Origin of the sequence: Streptomyces prunicolor NBRC 13075, assembly GCF_000367365.1 — a bacterium.
Lineage (GTDB): Bacteria > Actinomycetota > Actinomycetes > Streptomycetales > Streptomycetaceae > Streptomyces > Streptomyces prunicolor.
Genome location: NZ_BARF01000038.1, coordinates 1 through 19,742 on the forward strand (window position 1 = coordinate 1; position 19,742 = coordinate 19,742).

At 68.0% G+C, this 19,742-nt stretch carries 22 protein-coding genes; 13 read left to right on the forward strand and 9 right to left on the reverse strand.

Annotated features, from left to right (window positions below; genetic code table 11):
- Positions 1-391 precede the first annotated feature (391 nt).
- A complete protein-coding gene (locus tag SPR02S_RS17270) occupies positions 392-1,615 on the reverse strand; it encodes an NAD(P)-dependent malic enzyme (protein ID WP_019058238.1) in 1,224 nt (407 codons plus the stop codon).
- A gap of 501 nt (positions 1,616-2,116) precedes the next feature.
- On the opposite strand from SPR02S_RS17270, the gene SPR02S_RS17275 reads away from it, so the two are divergent.
- The 3 genes from SPR02S_RS17275 to SPR02S_RS17285 are packed head-to-tail and all read left to right on the forward strand — an operon-like array spanning position 2,117 to position 4,837.
- Positions 2,117-3,076 carry an ABC transporter substrate-binding protein gene (locus tag SPR02S_RS17275; RefSeq protein WP_019058239.1) on the forward strand — a complete coding sequence of 320 codons (960 nt, stop codon included), beginning with the start codon at positions 2,117-2,119 and terminating at the stop codon, positions 3,074-3,076.
- A gap of 28 nt (positions 3,077-3,104) precedes the next feature.
- On the forward strand, positions 3,105-4,040 hold the full coding sequence (locus SPR02S_RS17280) for an amino acid ABC transporter permease (protein ID WP_026150631.1): 936 nt from the start codon (positions 3,105-3,107) through the stop codon (positions 4,038-4,040).
- Complete coding sequence (locus tag SPR02S_RS17285; RefSeq protein ID WP_019058241.1) at positions 4,037-4,837, forward strand: amino acid ABC transporter ATP-binding protein; 801 nt, start codon at positions 4,037-4,039, stop codon at positions 4,835-4,837. The genes SPR02S_RS17280 and SPR02S_RS17285 overlap by 4 nt, the downstream gene beginning before the upstream one ends.
- A gap of 100 nt (positions 4,838-4,937) precedes the next feature.
- On the opposite strand, the gene SPR02S_RS17290 is transcribed toward SPR02S_RS17285, so the two are convergent.
- The 3 genes from SPR02S_RS17290 to SPR02S_RS17300 form a co-directional block, all read right to left on the reverse strand.
- Positions 4,938-5,288, reverse strand: coding sequence for a hypothetical protein (locus SPR02S_RS17290; RefSeq protein ID WP_019058242.1), 351 nt, complete (start codon positions 5,286-5,288; stop codon positions 4,938-4,940).
- Between the two features lie 28 nt (positions 5,289-5,316).
- On the reverse strand, positions 5,317-5,718 hold the full coding sequence (locus SPR02S_RS17295; RefSeq protein ID WP_245607572.1) for a hypothetical protein: 402 nt from the start codon (positions 5,716-5,718) through the stop codon (positions 5,317-5,319).
- Positions 5,719-5,891: 173 nt separating this feature from the next.
- On the reverse strand, positions 5,892-6,650 hold the full coding sequence (locus SPR02S_RS17300) for a class I SAM-dependent methyltransferase (RefSeq protein WP_019058244.1): 759 nt from the start codon (positions 6,648-6,650) through the stop codon (positions 5,892-5,894).
- 100 nt (positions 6,651-6,750) lie between these two features.
- On the opposite strand from SPR02S_RS17300, the gene SPR02S_RS17305 reads away from it, so the two are divergent.
- Positions 6,751-7,380 carry a CGNR zinc finger domain-containing protein gene (locus tag SPR02S_RS17305; RefSeq protein WP_019058245.1) on the forward strand — a complete coding sequence of 210 codons (630 nt, stop codon included), beginning with the start codon at positions 6,751-6,753 and terminating at the stop codon, positions 7,378-7,380.
- On the opposite strand, the gene sodX is transcribed toward SPR02S_RS17305, so the two are convergent.
- The gene (sodX, locus tag SPR02S_RS17310) at positions 7,284-7,718 is read right to left on the reverse strand and encodes a nickel-type superoxide dismutase maturation protease (RefSeq protein WP_019058246.1); all 435 of its coding nucleotides are present in this window, start codon (positions 7,716-7,718) and stop codon (positions 7,284-7,286) included. The genes SPR02S_RS17305 and sodX overlap by 97 nt on opposite strands.
- A 145-nt stretch (positions 7,719-7,863) precedes the next feature.
- Here sodX and sodN point away from each other — a divergent pair, with 145 nt between their 5' ends.
- The gene (gene sodN, locus SPR02S_RS17315; RefSeq protein ID WP_019058247.1) at positions 7,864-8,259 is read left to right on the forward strand and encodes a superoxide dismutase, Ni; all 396 of its coding nucleotides are present in this window, start codon (positions 7,864-7,866) and stop codon (positions 8,257-8,259) included.
- 7 nt (positions 8,260-8,266) lie between these two features.
- On the opposite strand, the gene SPR02S_RS17320 is transcribed toward sodN, so the two are convergent.
- Both SPR02S_RS17320 and SPR02S_RS17325 read right to left on the reverse strand, forming a co-directional pair.
- The gene (locus SPR02S_RS17320; RefSeq protein ID WP_019058248.1) at positions 8,267-9,421 is read right to left on the reverse strand and encodes a tyrosine-type recombinase/integrase; all 1,155 of its coding nucleotides are present in this window, start codon (positions 9,419-9,421) and stop codon (positions 8,267-8,269) included.
- 21 nt (positions 9,422-9,442) lie between these two features.
- Positions 9,443-9,946, reverse strand: coding sequence for a helix-turn-helix transcriptional regulator (locus tag SPR02S_RS17325; protein ID WP_019058249.1), 504 nt, complete (start codon positions 9,944-9,946; stop codon positions 9,443-9,445).
- A gap of 120 nt (positions 9,947-10,066) precedes the next feature.
- On the opposite strand from SPR02S_RS17325, the gene SPR02S_RS17330 reads away from it, so the two are divergent.
- From SPR02S_RS17330 to SPR02S_RS17345, 4 genes are all read left to right on the forward strand, one after another.
- Positions 10,067-10,261: a helix-turn-helix transcriptional regulator gene (locus tag SPR02S_RS17330; RefSeq protein ID WP_019058250.1), complete on the forward strand. Its 195-nt coding sequence runs from the start codon at positions 10,067-10,069 to the stop codon at positions 10,259-10,261.
- 637 nt (positions 10,262-10,898) lie between these two features.
- Positions 10,899-12,098: a DUF3631 domain-containing protein gene (locus SPR02S_RS17335; protein ID WP_019058251.1), complete on the forward strand. Its 1,200-nt coding sequence runs from the start codon at positions 10,899-10,901 to the stop codon at positions 12,096-12,098.
- A gap of 308 nt (positions 12,099-12,406) precedes the next feature.
- Positions 12,407-12,982: a MobC domain-containing protein gene (locus tag SPR02S_RS17340; RefSeq protein WP_019058252.1), complete on the forward strand. Its 576-nt coding sequence runs from the start codon at positions 12,407-12,409 to the stop codon at positions 12,980-12,982.
- Positions 12,972-14,666, forward strand: a complete 1,695-nt coding sequence (locus SPR02S_RS17345) for a relaxase/mobilization nuclease domain-containing protein (protein ID WP_019058253.1) — start codon at positions 12,972-12,974, stop codon at positions 14,664-14,666. The genes SPR02S_RS17340 and SPR02S_RS17345 overlap by 11 nt, the downstream gene beginning before the upstream one ends.
- Before the next feature lie 12 nt (positions 14,667-14,678).
- Here the strand turns inward: SPR02S_RS17345 and SPR02S_RS17350 are convergent, their stop codons facing one another.
- Both SPR02S_RS17350 and SPR02S_RS17355 read right to left on the reverse strand, forming a co-directional pair.
- A complete protein-coding gene (locus SPR02S_RS17350; RefSeq protein ID WP_019058254.1) occupies positions 14,679-15,503 on the reverse strand; it encodes a class I SAM-dependent methyltransferase in 825 nt (274 codons plus the stop codon).
- Positions 15,500-16,837 carry a helix-turn-helix transcriptional regulator gene (locus tag SPR02S_RS17355; RefSeq protein ID WP_019058255.1) on the reverse strand — a complete coding sequence of 446 codons (1,338 nt, stop codon included), beginning with the start codon at positions 16,835-16,837 and terminating at the stop codon, positions 15,500-15,502. The genes SPR02S_RS17350 and SPR02S_RS17355 overlap by 4 nt, the downstream gene beginning before the upstream one ends.
- Before the next feature lie 104 nt (positions 16,838-16,941).
- On the opposite strand from SPR02S_RS17355, the gene SPR02S_RS17360 reads away from it, so the two are divergent.
- From SPR02S_RS17360 to SPR02S_RS17375, 4 genes are read left to right on the forward strand one after another with little or no spacing between them, the layout of a single operon-like run.
- Positions 16,942-17,403, forward strand: coding sequence for an ATP-binding protein (locus tag SPR02S_RS17360; RefSeq protein ID WP_019058256.1), 462 nt, complete (start codon positions 16,942-16,944; stop codon positions 17,401-17,403).
- Positions 17,397-17,873 (forward strand): hypothetical protein, encoded by a 477-nt coding sequence (locus SPR02S_RS17365; protein WP_043258341.1) that lies wholly within the window; start codon positions 17,397-17,399, stop codon positions 17,871-17,873. The genes SPR02S_RS17360 and SPR02S_RS17365 overlap by 7 nt, the downstream gene beginning before the upstream one ends.
- A 28-nt stretch (positions 17,874-17,901) precedes the next feature.
- Positions 17,902-19,017 (forward strand): hypothetical protein, encoded by a 1,116-nt coding sequence (locus tag SPR02S_RS17370; protein ID WP_026150634.1) that lies wholly within the window; start codon positions 17,902-17,904, stop codon positions 19,015-19,017.
- Complete coding sequence (locus SPR02S_RS17375; RefSeq protein ID WP_019058259.1) at positions 19,014-19,367, forward strand: ASCH domain-containing protein; 354 nt, start codon at positions 19,014-19,016, stop codon at positions 19,365-19,367. The genes SPR02S_RS17370 and SPR02S_RS17375 overlap by 4 nt, the downstream gene beginning before the upstream one ends.
- Positions 19,368-19,742 lie beyond the last annotated feature (375 nt).

Here is a 19,742-nt window from a genome sequence, read left to right on the forward strand (position 1 = left end):
AAACGCCGGACGGGCTGAGATGCCCGGAGCCCGTGAGTACCTGCGGCCGGAGCCTGTGGGTACCTGCCGGCCGGAGCCCGAGGACACCCGCGGCCGGACCCCATGGGCACCTGCCGGCCAGAGCCCGCAGGCACCTGCCCGCCGACCCCCGCGGACACCTGCCCGCCAGAGCGCACGGGCACCCTCCCGCCGACCCCCGCGGCCCACGGCCCGCGGCCGCCGACCGGCCCCGGCCCCCCACGGGCAAGGTTCACCTATAGACGCCCCGAACGGGTGAGCGGGCGGGAAAAAATAAAACCCCCACGGCAAACGCCCACCCCTCAGATCACCTGAACGGGCGGGCGGGTGGGTAAAAGAAGGGCCCCGCCCTGACGGACGGGGCCACCGACGCTCACCGCCGGGCAACCCCCTCCGCCCGCGCCGCCGCAGCCACAGCCGCGGTAACCGCAGGCGCGACCCGCTCATCGAACGGCGACGGAATGACATAGTCCGCGGCGAGATCGTCACCCACGACACCGGCCAACGCCTCGGCCGCCGCGATCTTCATCCCCTCCGTGATCCGGGACGCCCGCACCTGCAACGCCCCCGCGAAGATCCCCGGAAACGCCAGCACGTTGTTGATCTGGTTCGGGAAGTCCGACCGCCCGGTGGCGACGACCGCCGCGTACTTGTGCGCCACGTCCGGGTGCACCTCGGGATGCGGGTTGGCCATCGCGAAGACGAACGCCCCCTTGGCCATGGAAGCCACCGCGGGCTCCGGCACCGTACCCCCGGAAACCCCGATGAAGACGTCGGCACCTTCCAACGCCGCCTCCAGCGTCCCGGAGATACCCGCCTTGTTGGTGATCTCGGCGAGCTCACGCTTGACCGGCGTGAGGTCGTCCCGGTCCCGCGAGACGATGCCCTTGCGGTCGGCGACGGCGACATCCCCGAGCCCGGCCTCGAGCAGGAACTTGGCGATGGCGACACCGGCCGCACCCGCCCCGGAGATGACGGCCCGAAGCTCGCCCAGCTCCCGCCCGGTCAGCCGCGCAGCGTTCCGCAGCGCCGCCAGCGTCACGATCGCCGTACCGTGCTGGTCGTCGTGGAAGACCGGAATGTCCAGCCGCTCCTGGAGCCTGCGCTCGATCTCGAAGCAGCGCGGCGCCGAGATGTCCTCCAGGTTGATGCCCCCGAAGGAGGGCGCGATACGCGCCACGGTCTCGATGATCTCGTCGACGCCGGTGCAGTCCAGCGCGATCGGCACCGCGTCCACGCCGCCGAACTGCTTGAACAGGATCGCCTTGCCCTCCATGACCGGGAGGGAGGCCTCGGGACCGATGTCGCCGAGTCCGAGCACGGCCGTACCGTCCGTCACGACGGCGACCACGGACGACTTCCATGTGTAGTCGTGGACGAGTTCCGGCTGCTCCGCGATCGCGGTGCACACGCGCGCGACGCCGGGTGTGTACGCGAGGGACAGGTCGTCCTTGTCGCGGATCGGCACGGTGGCCTGCACGGCCATCTTGCCGCCGCGGTGCAGCGCGAACGCCGGATCGAAGGAATCGAGGGGCTCGGCCCCGCCGTCCTGATCCGTACTGCTGTCGCTGCGAGGATTGACGATCTCCGCTGCCACTTTGTCTTACCCCTTAAGTCTTCATTGATTTTGAGGGTGGCCACTCCCTGGTGAGGGGTGGGCGGGCACCGCGCAGGGCCCAGAGAATTGATGCGTACGAGCACCTGCGCGACGGGCACGCCGCACACGCGCCCTGAGCCCCGGATGAGGGGTGTAAAGACCCTTCTTACCGGACGGACACCGCCGAGGACGAGCCCAATAGGCGCAAGGTCACATCTCGTCCGCCGAGGGCGGAACGATGATCGATCACATCGTGAGACATACCGAAGATCTTCCGGCCGGAACGAGTGATTCCAGCAGATGGTCCGTGATCAGGGCGTCTCGATGTACCGACCTGATGCGATTCGGGGTTCACCCGTTATCCGATTTTGACATGGAGAGTCCCCTGAATGGTTCAGTCCGAATGGCAAGATGCCCTAATCACACGCGGTCGCGACACCCGAAGGTGTGTGTTCTCGTCGACCCGTCGGCACCGCCATCCATCCGCCGGAGGAACTCACCATGACCGCAAGATTCACCCGTCGTACGACCGCCCCGCACACCCGGCTGGCAGCGGTCGGTGCGATCGCGGTCGCCGGCACCCTGGTGCTCACCGGCTGCGGTGACCAGACGGACAAGAGCGGCGGCTCGGACTCGTCGTCGTCCTCCTCGGCGCCGCTCGCGAGCAAGCTCCCCGCCGACATCCGCAAGGCCGGCGTCATCCAGGTCGGCTCGGACATCGCGTACCCGCCGGTCGAGTACATGGAGAGCGGCAAGGCCGTCGGCATCGACCCGGACATCGCGGACGCGCTCGGCAAGCAGCTCGGCGTGACGTTCAAGTTCCAGAACGGCAAGTTCGACAACCTGATCGTGGGCCTCCAGGCCAAGCGCTTCCAGGTGCTCATGTCGGCGATGAACGACACCAAGGACCGCCAGGACGGCATCAACTCGGACACCGGCAAGAAGGTCGGCGACGGCGTCGACTTCGTCGACTACTTCACCGCCGGTACGTCGATCCTGGTCCAGAAGGGCAACCCGAAGGGCATCAAGTCGCTCGACGACCTGTGCGGCAAGGTCGTGGCCCTGCAGAAGGGCACCACGTCCGAGGGCATCGCCAAGACGCAGAGCAAGAAGTGTACGACCGACGGCAAGAAGGCCATCGACCTGCAGACCTTCGACACCGACCCGGAGGCGCTGCTCCGCCTGAAGCAGGGCGCGTCCGTCGCCGACCTGAACGACTTCCCGGTGGCGGCGTACAACGCGAAGACCTCCAGCAGCGGCAAGGACTTCGAGGTCGTCGGCGACCAGATCGAGGCGGGTCCGTACGGCATCGCGGTCAGCAAGGAGAACACCCAGCTGCGCGACGCCCTCCAGGCCGCCCTCGCCGCGATCATGAAGAACGGCGAGTACACCAAGATCCTGCAGAAGTGGAACGTCACGGACGGCGCGGTGACCGAAGCCAAGATCAACGGCGGCTCCTGATCCCGCGCGACGTTGAAAGGCAGTCACCGTGACTGAGATTTCCGACCGGATTCCGCCACCCGCGCCCTCGGTGCCGCCCGAGCAGATCAAGGCCATCCCGGTACGCCACTACGGCCGCTGGGTGGCCGGGGTCGTGATCATCGGCCTGCTGGTGCTGATCGGGATCGCGTTCTCCAACGCGAAGATCAACTACGGCGTGATCCCCGACTACCTCTTCGACCCGGGCATCGTGACCGGCGCCTGGACCACGCTGTACATCTCGGTGCTCGCGATGCTCCTCGGCGTCGTACTGGGCATCGTCATCGCCGTGATGCGGCTGTCGTCGAACCCGGTCACCAGCACCGTGGCCTGGGTCTACATCTGGTTCTTCCGCGGCACCCCGGTCCTGGTGCAGCTGCTGCTCTGGTACAACATCGCGCTCGTGTTCCCCATCCTGAACCTGGGGTTCTACAAGGACGAGATGAACCAGGTGATGACGCCGGTCCTGACCGCGCTGCTGGGCCTGGGCCTGAACGAGGCCGCGTACATGTCGGAGATCGTCCGGGCCGGCATCCAGTCGGTCGACGAAGGCCAGACGGAGGCGTCGCACGCGCTGGGCATGACGCAGGGCAAGACGCTGCGCCGGGTGGTCCTCCCGCAGGCGATGCGGGTGATCATCCCGCCGACCGGCAACGAGTTCATCAACATGCTCAAGACCTCGTCGCTCGCCTACGCCGTCCAGCTGCCCGAGCTGATCAAGAAGGCCACGGACATCTCCAGCACCTCGCTGGCGGTCGTCGAGATGTACTTCGTGGCGTGCATCTGGTACCTGTTCCTGACCACGATCTTCAGCATCGTCCAGTACTACATCGAGCGCCGTTACGCCCGCGGTTCGAGCCGTAGCCTGCCGCCGACCCCGCTGCAGCGGATGCGGAAGTACCTCCGCATGTTCGGCTCGTTCCGCCGCCCGGAGGTGGCCCGATGACCAGTCTCGCGAAGGACATCGCCCCGAGCACCGGCGGCCAACCGATGGTCAAGGCCGAGGCCGTGCACAAGTCGTTCGGGCTGTCGCACGTCCTCAAGGGCATCGACCTGGAGGTGAACCCGCGCGAGGTGTTCTGCCTGGTAGGCCCGTCCGGTTCCGGCAAGTCCACCTTCCTGCGCTGCATCAACCACCTGGAGAAGATCAACGCCGGGCGGCTTTACGTCGACGGCCGGCTGGTCGGCTACCGGCAACAGGGCGACAAGCTCTACGAGTTGAAGGAGAAGGAGGTCTCGGCGCAGCGGCGGGACATCGGCATGGTGTTCCAGCGCTTCAACCTGTTCCCGCACATGACGGCGCTGGAGAACGTCATGGAGGCGCCGATCCAGGTCAAGCGCGAGACCAAGGCCGTGGCGCGGGAGCGGGCACAGCAGTTGCTGGACCGCGTGGGCCTCGGCGACCGAATCGGCCACTACCCCGCCCAGCTCTCCGGCGGCCAGCAGCAGCGCGTCGCGATCGCCCGGGCGCTGGCGATGCAGCCCAAGCTGATGCTCTTCGACGAGCCGACCTCGGCCCTCGACCCGGAGCTGGTCGGCGAGGTGCTGGACGTGATGCGGGACCTCGCGGCGGACGGCATGACGATGATCGTCGTCACCCACGAGATGGGCTTCGCCCGCGAGGTCGGTGACTCGCTGGTCTTCATGGACGACGGCGTGGTGGTCGAGTCCGGCCATCCGCGCGAGGTCCTGATGAACCCTCAGCACGAGCGGACCAAGTCGTTCCTGTCGAAGGTGCTCTGAGCCGCTGTCCTCTGACGGGTTCTCGGAAACGGCCGACAGGAAAAGGGCTGGTGCGGAAGGCAATTCCCTTCCGCACCAGCCCTTTTCATCTGCACATCATTCAGTGCGGGTACGTCGTCCAGCCCTGACCCGGCACATAGACCTGATGCCCGCGCTTTTCGATGACGTCACGCGAGTCGCAGGTCGCCTTGCTGGTGCCCGTACCGGAAATGGTCTTTCCGTACTTCGTCGACCGGTAGAACGTGTCGGTGTAGATACAGCCGACATACGCCCGGACCTTGCGGCCGCAGGGATTCTTGGTGAAGTTCACCGTGTACGACTTGCCGCTCGTGGAGCCGCTGACACTGACCGTACAACTCGGGTCGGCCTGGGCCCCGGCCACGAATACCGGAAGGCCGCTGAACGCCAGCACGGATACCGCGCCGACGACGATTCGCTGCTTGAGTCTCACTGTTTCCCCCTGAGTGCGCGGCCGAGGCTCACTTGGCGCTGATGTACCCGGTGTACGTGTAGGAGATGAACTGCGCGGCGCCGCGCGGCCCGTCCTGGATGAAGCCGGTGAACAGGACGTAGTTCTGCGGGCCTTCCTTGAAGTCGTAGTCGCAGACCTTCGCCGCGTTGAACGCGCCGTCGGTGTCCGCGCACTGGCCGACCCGTCCCGAACCGTCCATCGCCTTCCACTTCACGACGGCACGCATACCGTCCTTGCGAAGGTCGTTGACGATGAACTTGTCTCCGTCGGCGTCGAAACAGACGTCGTAGACGGAACCCTGGTCCACCGCGCATGTCTTGCTCGCCGCACTGGCAGGAGTACCCGCCAGCAATGTCCCCGCGGCCGCGATGGTCAGCGCGGCAACGGCGGACAGAGGCCGAATTCTCATTTCAGACCTATCCCCTCTCCAAGCCCCGTGGTCTTGGAGTGGGCATTGGATCATCACCCCCACCGAGAAGCAAGGTATTTCGCTTCAGCAACTCAGCGTGAGGGTGCGATCGATGACGTAATAGGCCTGCTCACCGACCCATTCGGCAGACCTGAACTCGCTTTAGGGAACGTCTACTTGAGCGCGAGCAGCAAGGTGTCCGACGGCGAGCACCAGACCGCCCGCGCCTCCTCGAACCCCTTCTCGCGCAGCACGCGCGCGTGCCATGCCTGCGAGGGCATTTCGCCGTCCGCGTGGTCGCCGTAGATCTCGTAGCGACGGGCCGTCGGCTCGGCGAGGACCGGGTCCTGGGCGGCGAGCTGCCACCAGTCGGCCCAGTCGAGGGCGCCGTTGCGCATGGCCTGATCCATGTGGGCGTGGCGCTGGGTGCGCTCGATCGCGTTGATCCGTGGCGTGGTGTCGTCGATCATGTGGTCGGCGTTCATGAAGACGCCGCCGTAGCGGACGAGTTCGGCGAGCTTGCCGTAGAGGGCCGCGAGGGGATCGACGCGCAGCCAGTGCAGGGCCGTGGCCGTGAGGACCGCGTCGTACGAGTCGTGGGGCAGGCTCGTCGTCCACTGCGGGTCCTTGAGGTCGGCCGTGACGAAGGAGACCCGTTCGTCGCCCTCGAAGGTGCCGCGGGCGATGGCGAGGAGGGCGGGATCGAGATCCACCCCGGTGCTGGTGGCGTTCGGGAAGCGGGCCAGCAGCCGGGCCGTGATGCTGCCGGTGCCGCAGGCGAGGTCGAGGATGCGCGGCTCGGGGCCGACGCTGGCCTCGACCATGTCGAGCATGATCCGGAAGCGGTCCTCCCGGTCGGGCATGTACCACTCCTGCTGCTTGTCCCAGCTCTCCTGCCAGGCCTGCCAGTCGGTTCCGACACCGGTCGCCATGAGGACCCCCTGTCCACTCACTGTCGTAATACCCTGGAAGTGCGATCAGCTGTTACCTGACCGCGTCCACGACGATAGAGCGCCTCCGTAAGGACTACAAGTGGAACTGGCCTATTACTCGGACTATGCCGTACGCCTCGTCAACACCGAGGAACCGGCGCGGGGCAAGGACGCCCTGACCTCGGTCGAGGCCGTGCGCGACCTGTTCGGCACCAACCAGGAGGCGGCCCGCCGCGCCGCCGACGCCGATGTCACGCGCTTCCGCTCGGTCCGGGCACGGCTGCGAGCGGTCTTCGAGGCGGCCGACGGCGGCGACGAGACCCTCTCCGTGAACCTGCTGAACTCACTGCTCCTGGAGTTCCCGGTCAGCCCGCAGATCTCCGGGCACAACTTCCGCGACGACGACGGCCGCCCGCTGTGGCACATGCACCTCGCGGACCACCCGTCGAACGCGACGGCCGGCTACGCGGCGATCGCGGCGATGGGCCTGGCCTTCCACCTCACCGAGTACGGCGTCGACCGCCTGGGCCTGTGCGAGGCGGCGCCGTGCCGCAACGCCTACCTGGACACCTCGACGAACCGCTCCCGGCGCTACTGCTCGGACCGCTGCGCGACCCGTGCCAACGTGGCCGCCTACCGGGCCCGGAAGCGCCTGGAGGCCGACCGGTCGGAGAGCACGGGCCTGGCGGCCGAGAACGCCCAGCGGACGAGCGCGACCGGCGAACGCTGACCGGCCTTCGGCGGCCGGTACCGAAAACGCACCTTGCCCAGCACCAGATCCTCGGGAACGGCGCCGTAATCGGTACTGTCCCCCCCGGCGAACGCGTTGTCCCCGAGCACCCACCACCCGCCGTCCCGCCGCTCCGCGGCCCGCTTCACGACCAGCAGGTCCTGCTGGAACGGATGCCGCAGCACGACGATGTCGCCGGGCCTGATCCGCGCCCCGTACTGCACCACGAGCAGATCCCCGTGGACCAGTGTCGGCACCATGGACGGCCCGGTCACCTCGGCCGTCCCGAAGGGCAGTACGGCCCTCCCACGCTCGGTCTCCTGCGACAGCTCCGGCATCCCCGGCACCTCCCCGGTCCTATCCTCCACCAGTCTGAGTCCGACCCTGGACTTTTGTCCTAAGCCCATGGGGGCACTCGCGAAATCAGCTTCTCCAGGGAGTAATGTCCCACCTGAGAAGACGATCACGAGGAAGGAACGCTCCATGCTTTCCCGCCTGTTTGCCCCCAAGGTGAAGGTCAGCGCGCACTGCGACCTGCCCTGCGGTGTGTACGACCCGGCCCAGGCCCGCATCGAGGCGGAGTCGGTGAAGGCCGTGCAGGACAAGATGGCCGCCAACGACGACCCGCACTTCCAGGCGCGCGCCATCGTCATCAAGGAGCAGCGCGCCGAGCTCGCGAAGCACCACGTCTCGGTGCTCTGGAGCGACTACTTCAAGCCCCCGCACTTCGAGAAGTACCCGGAGCTGCACCAGCTGGTCAACGACACCCTGAAGGCCCTCTCGGCCGCCAAGGCGTCCACCGACCCGGCGACGGGCCAGAAGGCGCTCGACTACATCGCCCAGATCGACAAGATCTTCTGGGAGACCAAGAAGGCTTGATCTTTACTCATGCCTTCTGACCTGCGATTTCTTTCGTTGCAGCGTCTCCCGGTCCGCACCCGGTCCGCAGGCCGCCGAGAACGGCGTCCATGACGGTCCGGGTGCGGTCTTCTTCGCCCGGCCACAGGTGGGCGTAGATCCGCAGCGTGATGACGGCGGACGCGTGGCCGAGGACGAGTTGGACCTGCTTGACGCTCGCTCCGCCGGCGATGAGGGCCGAGGCGTAGAAGTGACGCAGGTCATGGGTCACCATGTGCGGGAGTTCGACGGGCTTACGGCCCCCGTGCTCGGCCGCTTTGTTCTCCGCCGCCTGGAGCGCCTTACGGGCGCAGTTCCATTCGGTCTTCCAACGGCGGTAGTTGAGGGGCTCACCCTCCTCCATCGTGAACAGCCACTCCTTCGAGGGCCGTGCGGCGAGGTGCGTAAGGAGCGCGTCCGTAACGACCTCGCCGACCGGGACCGTACGCCGGGACTTGCCGGTCTTCGGCGGACCGATCAGGCCGGACTGGAGACGCTGGCGCTCGACGCGGATCGTGCCGCTCTTGAAGTCGACGTCCGAGAGCTTGAGGCCGAGCAACTCGCCTATGCGCAAGCCTGATCCGGCCAGGACGACGATCGCCGTTCGGATGTACGGCGGCATCGCTCCGAGCATCGCCTCGACCTGCGCGACGGTGAGCGGAGTGAACTCCTCATCGGGCATGGACGGGAGCGTGATCCGCTTGCATGGGGTCACGGCGATGACCTTGTCCTCGACGGCCGCCGTCATGACGCGGACCAGGACGTCGTGGACGTTGCGTACGCTGCCGGGGCCCAGTTGCTCGGAGAGCTTCTTGAAGAGGGCCTGGATGTGGCTGCGGCGCAGGGACGCCATCGCGTAGTTGCCGAGCGCGGGTATCAGGTGAACCCGCAGCGCGTTGTCGGTGATACGGGCGCCCGCCTCACCGGCGATCTGCTCGCCCTCCCACTTCGTCGCGTACTTCTCGAATGAGATCTTGCCGGCGCGCGGGTCGACGTACAGGCCGGTGACCACGCTGGCCGTGACCTCGTCGAGCCAGCGCTGGGCGTCGAGTTTGCGGTCGAAGTGGCGGGCGTGCTCTTTGCCGTCGAGGTCGCGGTAGCGGGCCCGCCATTTGCCGTTGGGGCGCTTTTGAATGTTGGCCAAGTGGCTTCTCCCTTGGGTTGGTTATCGGTAGTAGCCGCCGCCCTCGATGTGCTCGGTGAGGGTGCGCGCATCACGCTCGTCACCCATCAGGCGAAGGCACTGCTCATGGATGGCTCGTGAGCTGTCGGGGTGAGCCTGAATGTGCTCGGCGATGCCGACGACGGCGTGGTGCAGGCGGTCTTCGGCGTCCCGAGTCTCGTAGTACGCCTCGACGGCTTCCTGGACGAGCCGTCTGCTGTCGAGATCAAGCCCTTCCAGCGACGGCGACATCAGCTCTTCGAGGGGCAGCTCAAAGACGCGGGCGAAGGCGAGCGCCTCATCGACGTTGATGCGGCGGCGCGGGGTGCCGTTCTCGATGCGCCAGACCGCGGTCTGGTTCATCTTGACGCCGGCCTTGGACACCCGGTCCGCCAGCTCCGGCGTGCTCCACCCCCTGACCTCGCGCTCCAGCGCCACGCGAGCGGCGATGTTGCCCTCGCTGTAGAGCAGCGGCACCTCACCGCCGTCGACCTTGTCGCCTGCCATCGAACCTCCATCACGATCATCGCTATCCCAATTGTAACGCACACTATCCGATTTGGTTAACCGGCGATCGTCGGGCACACTTTATGCAGATAGAAACGCCACCTAGTCGATTAGGAACGCATGCGATACCTGACCACCACCGAGGTCGCCGAGCGCTACCGCACAGCCGAGAGCACCGTCCGCTACTGGCGCCAGATCGAGAAAGGCCCGCGCGGGATCAAGATCGGCAAGCGGGTGCTGTACGCCGAGGCCGAGCTGCTGCGCTACGAGCGCGCGCTGAACGACGGCCGAGGCGAGTGGGGTCTGGCCTCCTGAGCCGTCGGCGCCAGACACAGCAACGGCCCTCGGCGCGCCAACACCGAGGGCCGGAGAGTCCCCCGCACTTCGCCCATCCCTGAACGAACAAGCCGGTGAGGGGCTGGACCTTGCCCGTCCTACCCCTCGCCTGAGAGGAACATCTATGGAGGACTCTACGTCCACCACCAGTCCGAACACGGCCCCCAAAGCCAACTGGCCCGAGGCCGCGGTCCCCGGCCAGGGCGTCTCCTGGCGCGGCGCAGACCAGACAGACGCAGGGTCCCCTGACTTGGCGACCGGGTACCAGGCGCACGACGTTGTTGATCCGCAGGTGCCGGATGTCGGGGACCGGTCCCGCGACGCGTCGGGGACCAGCCTTCCGGTCGTGGACCGGATATCCACCGGTGCGGAACATACCCAGGTCAGCAGCCTGCAGATCGCACCACCGGGCGCAGACCAAGTTCGTCCGGACGGGACGGACGCCGCTCCGAGCGTTGCCCATTCGATGTTCTCCGGTCAGTCGGTCCCCGGATCCGGTCCCCGAACTCCAGACGCGGGGACCGCAGTTGGGGACCGTCGCGGGGCCGACGGTCCCCACGGCACTTCGGGGACCGTCGTCTCCGACGACGGATCGGGGACCGAGAACCGTGCCGGTGTGGGTGTCGGCGAGCCGATCGACGAAGGAGCCGTGCTGCTGGACGAACTGCGTGCGGCGATCGGCCGGTACGTGGTGCTGCCGAGCGAGGAGGCTCTGACCGCGGTCACCCTGTGGGTGGCGGCCACCCACATCCAGCCCGCTCTGCAACACGCGCCGCGACTCGCGGTGGTGGGTCCGACCAAGGGATGCGGCAAGTCCCGCGTCCTGGACGTGCTCCACGAGACCGTGCACCAGCCGATGATGACGGTGAACACGTCTCCCGCAGTGGTCTTCCGCATCATCGGCAAGAACCCGCCGACGCTGCTCGTGGACGAGGCCGACACCATCTTCGGCCCCAAGGCGGGCGATAAGGAGGATCTGCGCGGCCTGCTGAACGCCGGGCACCAGCGCAACCGGCCCGCCTGGCGGATCTCCGGGCCGGAACACAAACCGACGGCGTTTCCCACCTTCGCCATGGCCGCGCTCGCCGGGATCGGCGACCTGCCGGACACGATCATGGACCGCGCGGTCGTGCTCCGCATGCAGAAGCGCAAGCCGGGCGAGCGGATCACTCCCTTCCGCTCGCGGTACTCGGTGCCCGAACTGAACGCGCTGCGCGATCGGCTGGCCGCCTGGCTGATCCCGCTGCGTGGCACGGCTGCGGGCTTGGTGCCGAAGATGCCCGTCGAAGACCGGGCCGCGGACACCTGGGAGCCGTTGGTCATCGTCGCCGAGCTGGCGGGCGGAGACTGGCCCGCGCAGGCACGCGCCGCCTGCCTGGCGATGACGCGCAACGAGGTGGTCCAGGACGAGCAGACGACCCTGAAGACGCGGCTGCTGCGTGACATCCGCCGCGTCTTCGAGCAGGAGGGCAACAAGGACGCCTTGCGGAGCCAAGACCTGCTGGCCGCCCTCCTCCAAGATGCTGAGGCGCCATGGGCCGAGTACGGGACCAAGGGCTTGAACGCCTACCACCTGGCCAACCTGCTGCGGGGTTTCGAGATCAGCCCGGCCAACCACCGCTTCGAGAACGGCAGGCAGGCCAAGGCATACGCCCGCAACCAGTTCCTTGACGCCTGGGCCCGCTACTGCCCCGAACCGTGCGAAGCGACGCCCGCACCCACGCATCGGGGCCGCCGCCTTCCGCCGGCCGCCCCTTCGGGTTCGCTGCCTACCGGCCTTCCCGGCGGCACTCCTGGCCTCAAGCGCGCCCGCTAACCCCAGCCCGGGGTCGTATCAGTCCGTCGCATCCGTCCCCGCGCAGGTCAGTGCGGGGACGGATCTCCTCCCCAAGACGGATCACTCCGTACCTGCCGCCCTGTCCGTACCTGTCCTGACCAGCCCTGCAACGCATGGGACGGACGTGACAGGGCCCCGCCACACGCCACCGGAGCACCACCATGCACGACACCAGCACCGACAACCACCGCCGCAGGGGACTGCTCGGCCTGGCCCGCCGAACAGCAGCAAGCTGGAGCGAACGAGCCTCTAACGAGGCTTCGTCCGCGCTTGCCCCCGCCCCAGGGGTGGCGGAGGAGGAGGCCGAGCGCCAGCGGGCGCCCGAGCCAGAAGAGGGGAAGGCCGCACCCAGTACCGCGCTCACCGCCAACTCCGTTGCACCGTACGCCGAACCGCCTGCCGTCGACCGCTCCCGTGTCGAACAGCTCTCCTGGCGTGAGCCCGACACCCCGGTGCTACCTGCGCTCATGAACCGCAAGCGCACCACCGAGAAGCGCGACCAAGAGAAGACAATCCGCTTCACCCCGACCGCAGTCCGCATCATCGCCACGGAGGCCGAGCGGCGTGGCCAGAAGTTCGCCGGGTTCGTCGGCGACGCCGCGCTCGCCGTCGCCCTCGGCAAGACCGGCCTGACCGGCAGCCCGGAGGACGATCCCAACCGTCCTCTGATCGAAGCCATCGAGGCCCACACCGTCGCGCTGAATCGCGTCGGCAACAACCTCAACCAGATCACCGGAGCCATCCACCGAGGAACTGTTCCTGAGCACGCCGAGGCGGTGCTGGCCCGCGTCGAGCAGACGGCCGAGGCCAGCTACCGGCTCATCGACCAGCTCCTGGCGGAGGGTGCCGGCCATGGTGCCTGATGTCTCCACCGGTGCCAGCACGCCGGGCCTGATCAACTACCTTTTCGGCAAAGGACGGCGCGACGAGCACACCGACCCGCACATCGTCGCTGCCTGGGACATGGCCGGCGCCCCCGACCCCGGCCGGGATCCCGAAGCCACATACACCCAGCTCGCCAGGCGCCTGGACCACCATGTCGACCTCCGCACCCGCGAGCTGGGCGGCAAGAAGCCCCCGCAGCACGTGTGGCACTGCCCGGTACGCACCGCGCCCGGCGACCGCTACCTCACCGACGCCGAGTGGGCAGAGGTCGCCCGCCGCGTAGTGGCCGCAACGGGCATCGCCCCCAAAGGCGACGAGCGGGCGTGCCGATGGATCGCGGTCCGGCACGCCGACGATCACATCCACATCATGGCCACCACCGTCCGCGCCGACGGCCGCCGCCCCCGTACGAACCGAGACGGCTGGCGGGCGCAACGGGAATGTCGCAAGATCGAGGCCGAGTTCGGGCTGCGCCGCCTCAAGTCCGGCGACCTCACCGCCCCGCGCACCCCGACCGGCGCCGAGCGAGCCAAGGCCGAGCGCCAGGGCCAGAAGGAGACCGCGCGGGAGTGGCTTCGCGAGCAGTCGTACGCGGTCGCCGCCGCCGTACGCAGCATCGACGAGTACTTCACAGTGCTGCGGTCCCTCGGCATCCAGGTCAGGCCACGCATCGGCCCCGAGACCGGCGAGGTGACCGGCTACAGCCTGGCCGCGCCGGGCGACACCGCCAGCGGCGAGCCGGTCTGGTACGGCGGCTCAAAGCTCGCTCCCGACCTGTCCTACAACCGCCTGGGCGAACGCCTCGCCACCCAGGACCTGGCCGACCGGCCCCAGCAGGTGGCGGACCCGGCCGAACCATGGCGCTGCGCCGAAACCGCCATCCGCCACGCCCGCCACGTCGTCCTTGACTCGGTCGACGCCTCCGTGGTTCAGGGCCACCTGGATGCCTTCGGCGACACTCTCCACAACCTGGCCCTCGCCACCCACGGCCCGCACCAAGCCGAACTGCGAGCAGCAGCAAGGGCGTTCAACCGCGCCCGCCGCTCGGCGATCCGAGCCGACCATCAGGCCGCCACCGCTCTGCGGGAAGCCGCCAAGGAACTCGCCTACGCCACACACGATCCGGGTGGACTCGCCATCGCCGTGGTCTTCGCCGCGCTCCACCTGGCGCGCGCAGCCGCCATGTGGCACGAGCAACGCGGCCATGAGCAGCAGGCTGCGGCAGCCGAAGAAGCCTTCCGCCACCTACAGGCCAGTTACCAGCAGGCCGCGCAGCCAGTCCTGGCGGATCTCACCCGACGCGCCCCACGCGCCACCACCATCAGCCGCTTCGAGCAGGATCTGCGCGCAGCCCTCCCAGACGACGCCGACCGCGTCCTCGCCGATCCCGCCTGGCCGGCCCTCAGCACAAGCCTGGCCCGCGCCGAGACCGCCGGCCACAACCCCCGACATCTCTTGGCCGAGGTCGCCGCCCTGCGGGAACTCGATACCGCCGATCGCCCCGCCGAAGTCCTCCACTGGCGCATTACTGTCCAGCCCAACAGGCGAGCGCAGGCCGCGCGCAGGCGAAGCACCCGTATCGCCACACCCGTCGCGCCCGCGCAACAGCCAACGCCCACGACGGAGAACGATCGGCTTACGGAGCGCGGTCGACACCGATAGCCGACTCGGCTCTCAGCGACGGCAGACGAGGACGCCGCCGAGGCACGTGATCTCGAAGGTCCCGTGCTGGGCGATGTGATCAACGAGGATGGTGCGGGCCCGCTCGATCGTGGCCTCGAAGGGCACGTCGTGCTGGTCCGCCCAGGCCCGGTAGGAAGCCATATGCGCGATGACCGGCTCAGGATCGTCGACCGTGATGGTGCCGGGCAGTTCCATCGTCTCCACCCGCCCGAACTCCTCACCCAGGAAGGCCGGGGCCATCTCCAGGGAGAATCGGGCGCTGAGCGATATACGGGCCGGGCCGCGTCCGGTGCCGAGGACGTCGCCCGCAGCCCGCTGCCACAGGTCGTCGAGTTCCGCCTTGTCCCGGTCGCTGTTGGTGGAGGCGATCACCAGCCCGCCACGGGTAGCTACTCGGGACAGTTCCCTGACCGCCTGTGGGATGTCGGAGACGTGGTAGAGCATGTGCAGCGCCAGGGCGGCATCGACGCTCCCGGTCGCCAGCGGCAGGCGGGTGGCATCCGCCACGGCAACCGGGCCGGAAACGCCGGCGAGGATGCCGGGGGCGATGTCGAGACCGAGCAGCGCCAGATCGGGACGGTCCTCGCGAAGCCGCTGGATGAACTTGCCGTTGCCACAACCGACATCGACCACACGTCCGCGCTTCCGCACACCGCTCAGCTTCTCGGCGACGATACCGGGCAGGTCGTAACGAGGCGTCTGCCACCGGTAGAGCGACTGGCGAGCGGCGAGATCCCGGTCGCTGCTGTAGGCGCTTCCGGCGAGGCGGCTCCGGTCGGTGACGGCGGCGGCATGTGCGGCGGACAGTTCGGTCACGTCGGCAGCTCCGTGGGAGGGGCAGCGGGTGAGGCCGCGAGGACGGCCGTGTGGTGGAGTCGTTCACGCAGGTGTGCCGCCTGCGCGGCTCCACCGTACTGCGGCCCGCTCAGCTCCCGGCCCAGGGCGATGAGTCGGCGCACGATACTGGCCGACATGCGCTCCGGAGAGGAGTCGAGGACGAAGCCGAGCACCGCCTCTGTGCCGTCCAGATCACCCAGAAGCAGGTGGCCACGGGCGAGATCGACATGGGCAGCGAACAGGTCGCCCACGGACTGGTCGTCGTCCTCGGCACTGCGGTAGAGCCGGATCGCGGTGTCCGCGCTGACGATGGCCTGTTGGACGTGCTCCCGCCCGCCCACCGCCAAGTGGCTCGTCCCGGCGTACGTGAACTGCTTGGCAGTCGGGAAAGCGAAGATGCCCGGCACCTCGTCAAGACCCACCATTGCCTCGCGAGAGCGCTCGGCGTCCGCCAGCGCAGCCACCACACCCACCCGGTCTCCGACTATGGCCAGCGCCCGCGCCTCCAGGCTCGCCAACCGAGCCCCGATGCTCCCGCCGGCGCTGTGTTGGCGACCCGCCTGTGCCAACCGCGCCGCCTGCTCGTACCGCCCAGTCCAGTAGGCGATCAAGGACTCAACGGCTCGCACCCAGGCCAACATCCCTTCGTGGCCGGCGGCCTCCGCGCACGCCCGGGCAGTGCGAGCGTGTGTGGCCGCGGAGTCGTAGTCACCCAGGTCCAGGCACACATGAGCGGTCAGGCCGCACAGGCGGGAGGCCGCGACGTACAGGTCAGTGGTCTGCCGGGGATGCTGCCGCCCGCGCAACAACTCGAACACGCCGTTCCGCAACCGCTTGATCTCGACATACAGCTCCAGCAGCGGGTGACTGACATAGCTACGGGCGAGCCGAGCGACATCAGCCTCCAACTGCTCTACGACGAACTCGTCGGCGTTGCGCTGCGCGATGAACCGGGCGAACTCCGCCGAGGCCACCGCATCCACCGACACAGCCCCCACCACGGTGTGCGGACGCGCCATAGGCTGGGCGGGCAGCCTCTGTTGCGCATCTTCCGGGCCGCCGCCGTTCCGCCGGCTCTTGCTGACCACAACCGCTCGGTCGAGTTCCCCAGCATCGACGCCGAACACCTGCGCCAGGTATTTCCGCGTGTACGGCACCGGGATGCGCACCTCGCGCTCGTAGCGCCCGATCTCTTTGCCAGTCTTGGTAGCGCGCCCCTCGATGACGTTGTACTCGTCGGCCACCCGTTGCTGAGACCAGCCACGCTCGGTACGCAGCCTGATGAGCAGCGCACCGATCCCCGTGTCGCCCATCCCCTCTCCCCGCAGCACGTGAAGTCTGGCCCCCATAGTGGCCCCTGACATGGCCCCCGTGTTGGCTCCCGACCCAAACGAGCGACAGCGGTTGGCTGTTGGCCATGCCCAGCAGACTGCCCGGCGAGCCGGACACCCTCACACCGGACCAAGCCCTCGACGGCGCCGTCGAGCACGAATCGATGCTCTTCGACCGACGCCGGACCACCCCAGGTGCCGCCCGCTCCTTCGTCGCCGAGACCCTTACCCAATGGGGCCGGACCGAACGCCTCGACGACATCCGGCTGTGCACCTCCGAACTCGCCACCAACGCCGTCCTGCACGGAGCCCCCGCAGGCGGCCAAGTCCTCGTACGCGTCGAACTGCACGCCACCGTGCTGCGCATCGAAGTACACGACAGCGGCAACGGCACACCCACCAAGCGAGAGGCACGGAGCACCGACACCGAAGGCCGCGGCCTGCTCCTCGTATCCGCAGTGGCCGACCACTGGGGCGTGGAGGAACGCTGTGGCCCCGGCAAGTGCGTCTGGGCCGCCTTCCACCGCAGCACGGCGCCGACATGCTGACGGCCGCCAATACCGAGGCGCTCACGCTGACCGCCGGTCTGATCGCGTCCCTGGCTACCACCACATGGCTGGACACCGCACCGACCGGCACCACTCTGTGCTGCCTCCTACTGGTGCCCCAACAACCCCGCAACCTCTACGAGTCGGCGACGGTCATCGAGCAGCGCATGCGTGCGGTCGCCGAAGCTCTGCACCTCGGCCCCGCCACCGCACCGCCGCCGGACATCGGGCCGCGCCTGCGCCAGATCACCCCGACCGAGGTGGCCTTGCACTTCGACGGCACCCCCTACCGAAAACGGATCCCCGCAGGCCACCCCTGGATCTTGCTCCTCGGCCGAGGGACCCCGGTAGCCCTTGTCCTGGGCCTCGACCCGCTCTCCCGCAGTGCCACGCCAGCAGAGATCGACACCTACCTGGACCGCGCCACTCCCCGCCAGCGCCTCCTCTTCGGTCACACCCGAACCGAATGAACCCCAACCCACCCCAGGGGGACACGCCGTGATGACCCACCCCGTCTCACCGAACACCGTCCTGGCCAACGCCCTCCACCATGCCGAGGACGTCCTGACCCCACGCATCCTGGCCACCCCACCCCAGCGGATCGTGCTGGTCGTCGGCACCCAGATCAACGGCGCCCCGCACATCGGCACCTCGCTCGTCCAGTCACTCGCCTTCGCCATGGCCGCCCGCCTGCGCGACCGCTTCGGCATTCCAACTGAGGTCCTGTTCAGCGCCCTCGACAACGCCCCCTACGAGTTGACTACCGACCCGGTCAGCGGTCACCGCTACCAACGCGCCTACGCCCAGGCCCTCGGTCACGAGGCCCTGACCGACCTCGTCACCGCCCTCTACCAACCCCTCTTCACCGCGCTGTCCCGGCACCTGGGCATCCCGCACCGGGTCGAGACCTACAGCCAGCAACAGGCCGGCGAGCACTTCCGCCGCACCTGGCTGCGGCTCCTGCCGCGCCTCGATGCCGCCCGCTGGTGGCTGGCCCCCTCCACCGGCACCCCACACGTACGCGTCCCATGCCCACAACCAGGCTGCGGCTGGGCCGAGAAGGACGCCGAGCGCACTCGCGTACAACTCACCGACCGCGAGGCCGCTCAAGTGGCTGCCGTCTGCCTCCACCACGGTCCTTACCAGGCCACCATCGCCCCGGCCGAGGGCGCCTACCTCGACCTGGCCACGCTGTATCGCAACCTGGTCAAAGAACTCGCCCTGTCCAACCCCCACGGCACCCTGCACGTCATGGTCAAGGGCGGCGACTGGGTCTTCGGCTCCCACCTGGTCGACGAGGCCCTCCAGGCCGTCGGCCTCATCCGCGGACAGCTCCCGGCCCGCCTGTTCTGCCCCCAGGTCGTCACCGACACCGGCGCCAAGCTGTCCAAGTCGCTGATCCGCGAGGGCCGCGCGTCCTTACCCGAGGGCGCGGCCGGCTGGATGCTCGATACCCGGCAGTGGCCCGGCACCGTCGCCGAGTACGCCGAGCAACTGCTGGCCATGACCGATACGTTGCTGTCCGACCCCCGCCACTTCTTCCGCTCGTACTCGGCCGCCGAGATCGGCCGCATGATGACCGCACCAGCCCCCAGGAGCGTTCCCGCCCCATGACCGACACCACCGCCCGCGAACTCAACCTCTACCGCCAGTACTTCGACCTCGTCGCCGCGGGCACCAAGACCATCGAGGTGCGGGTGAAATATCCGCACCTCGCCGACCTCTCTGCGGGCGACACCATCCGCTTCCGCATCAAGGGCAGCGACGAGAGGTGCGACGTCAAGGTCAAGCGGGTCACCGAGTACCCCGACTTCGAGGCCCTGCTCGACGGCGAGGGACCGGCCAACGTCAACCCGACCGCCACCCGAGAGCAGCAGCTCGCCAACATCCGCGCCATTTACCCATCCGAGAAGGAGAACCTCGGCGTCCTCGCCATCGAGATCCAGCGAGCAGCAGATCACTAGCCCAACTGCCACCGAAGCGCCATCGCCCGGCCGGTCTGCTACTGCGCGCGCCACGTGACCGCATGTTCCGCCAGCTGACGACACGCCATCTCCGCACTCCCTGCAGCCGCCGAGATCCCGGAAAGCGGGTTTCAGCCATCGGATTGCGTCAAAGAACCCCAAAATGTCTCCTGAACTACGCATTCCACCTTTCAAACCAGCAAAGCTTTAGCCAAGGCGTAACGCTAACGAAGTACCATCAGTCAGACATTTACCCATCTCGCAATCAAGGCGCGAACCATCATTAATCACAAAAATTTGGACACCTGACTCATCTTCGGAATCTGGATATGGCCTCGGCCGACATCTTGCTAAGAGTCAGCTATGAGACGTTGT

Excerpts from the sequence above, each read along its gene's own strand:
- SPR02S_RS17275 (WP_019058239.1), top strand. The coding sequence starts at position 2,117 with ATGACCGCAAGATTCACCCGTCGTACGACCGCCCCGCACACCCGGCTG.
- SPR02S_RS17285 (WP_019058241.1), top strand. The coding sequence starts at position 4,037 with ATGACCAGTCTCGCGAAGGACATCGCCCCGAGCACCGGCGGCCAACCG.
- SPR02S_RS17295 (WP_245607572.1), bottom strand. The coding sequence starts at position 5,718 with ATGAGAATTCGGCCTCTGTCCGCCGTTGCCGCGCTGACCATCGCGGCC.
- SPR02S_RS17300 (WP_019058244.1), bottom strand. The coding sequence starts at position 6,650 with ATGGCGACCGGTGTCGGAACCGACTGGCAGGCCTGGCAGGAGAGCTGG.
- sodX (WP_019058246.1), bottom strand. The coding sequence starts at position 7,718 with ATGCCGGAGCTGTCGCAGGAGACCGAGCGTGGGAGGGCCGTACTGCCC.
- sodN (WP_019058247.1), top strand. The coding sequence starts at position 7,864 with ATGCTTTCCCGCCTGTTTGCCCCCAAGGTGAAGGTCAGCGCGCACTGC.
- SPR02S_RS17325 (WP_019058249.1), bottom strand. The coding sequence starts at position 9,946 with ATGGCAGGCGACAAGGTCGACGGCGGTGAGGTGCCGCTGCTCTACAGC.
- SPR02S_RS17330 (WP_019058250.1), top strand. The coding sequence starts at position 10,067 with ATGCGATACCTGACCACCACCGAGGTCGCCGAGCGCTACCGCACAGCC.
- SPR02S_RS17345 (WP_019058253.1), top strand. The coding sequence starts at position 12,972 with ATGGTGCCTGATGTCTCCACCGGTGCCAGCACGCCGGGCCTGATCAAC.
- SPR02S_RS17355 (WP_019058255.1), bottom strand. The coding sequence starts at position 16,837 with ATGGGCGACACGGGGATCGGTGCGCTGCTCATCAGGCTGCGTACCGAG.
- SPR02S_RS17360 (WP_019058256.1), top strand. The coding sequence starts at position 16,942 with ATGCCCAGCAGACTGCCCGGCGAGCCGGACACCCTCACACCGGACCAA.
- SPR02S_RS17365 (WP_043258341.1), top strand. The coding sequence starts at position 17,397 with ATGCTGACGGCCGCCAATACCGAGGCGCTCACGCTGACCGCCGGTCTG.
- SPR02S_RS17375 (WP_019058259.1), top strand. The coding sequence starts at position 19,014 with ATGACCGACACCACCGCCCGCGAACTCAACCTCTACCGCCAGTACTTC.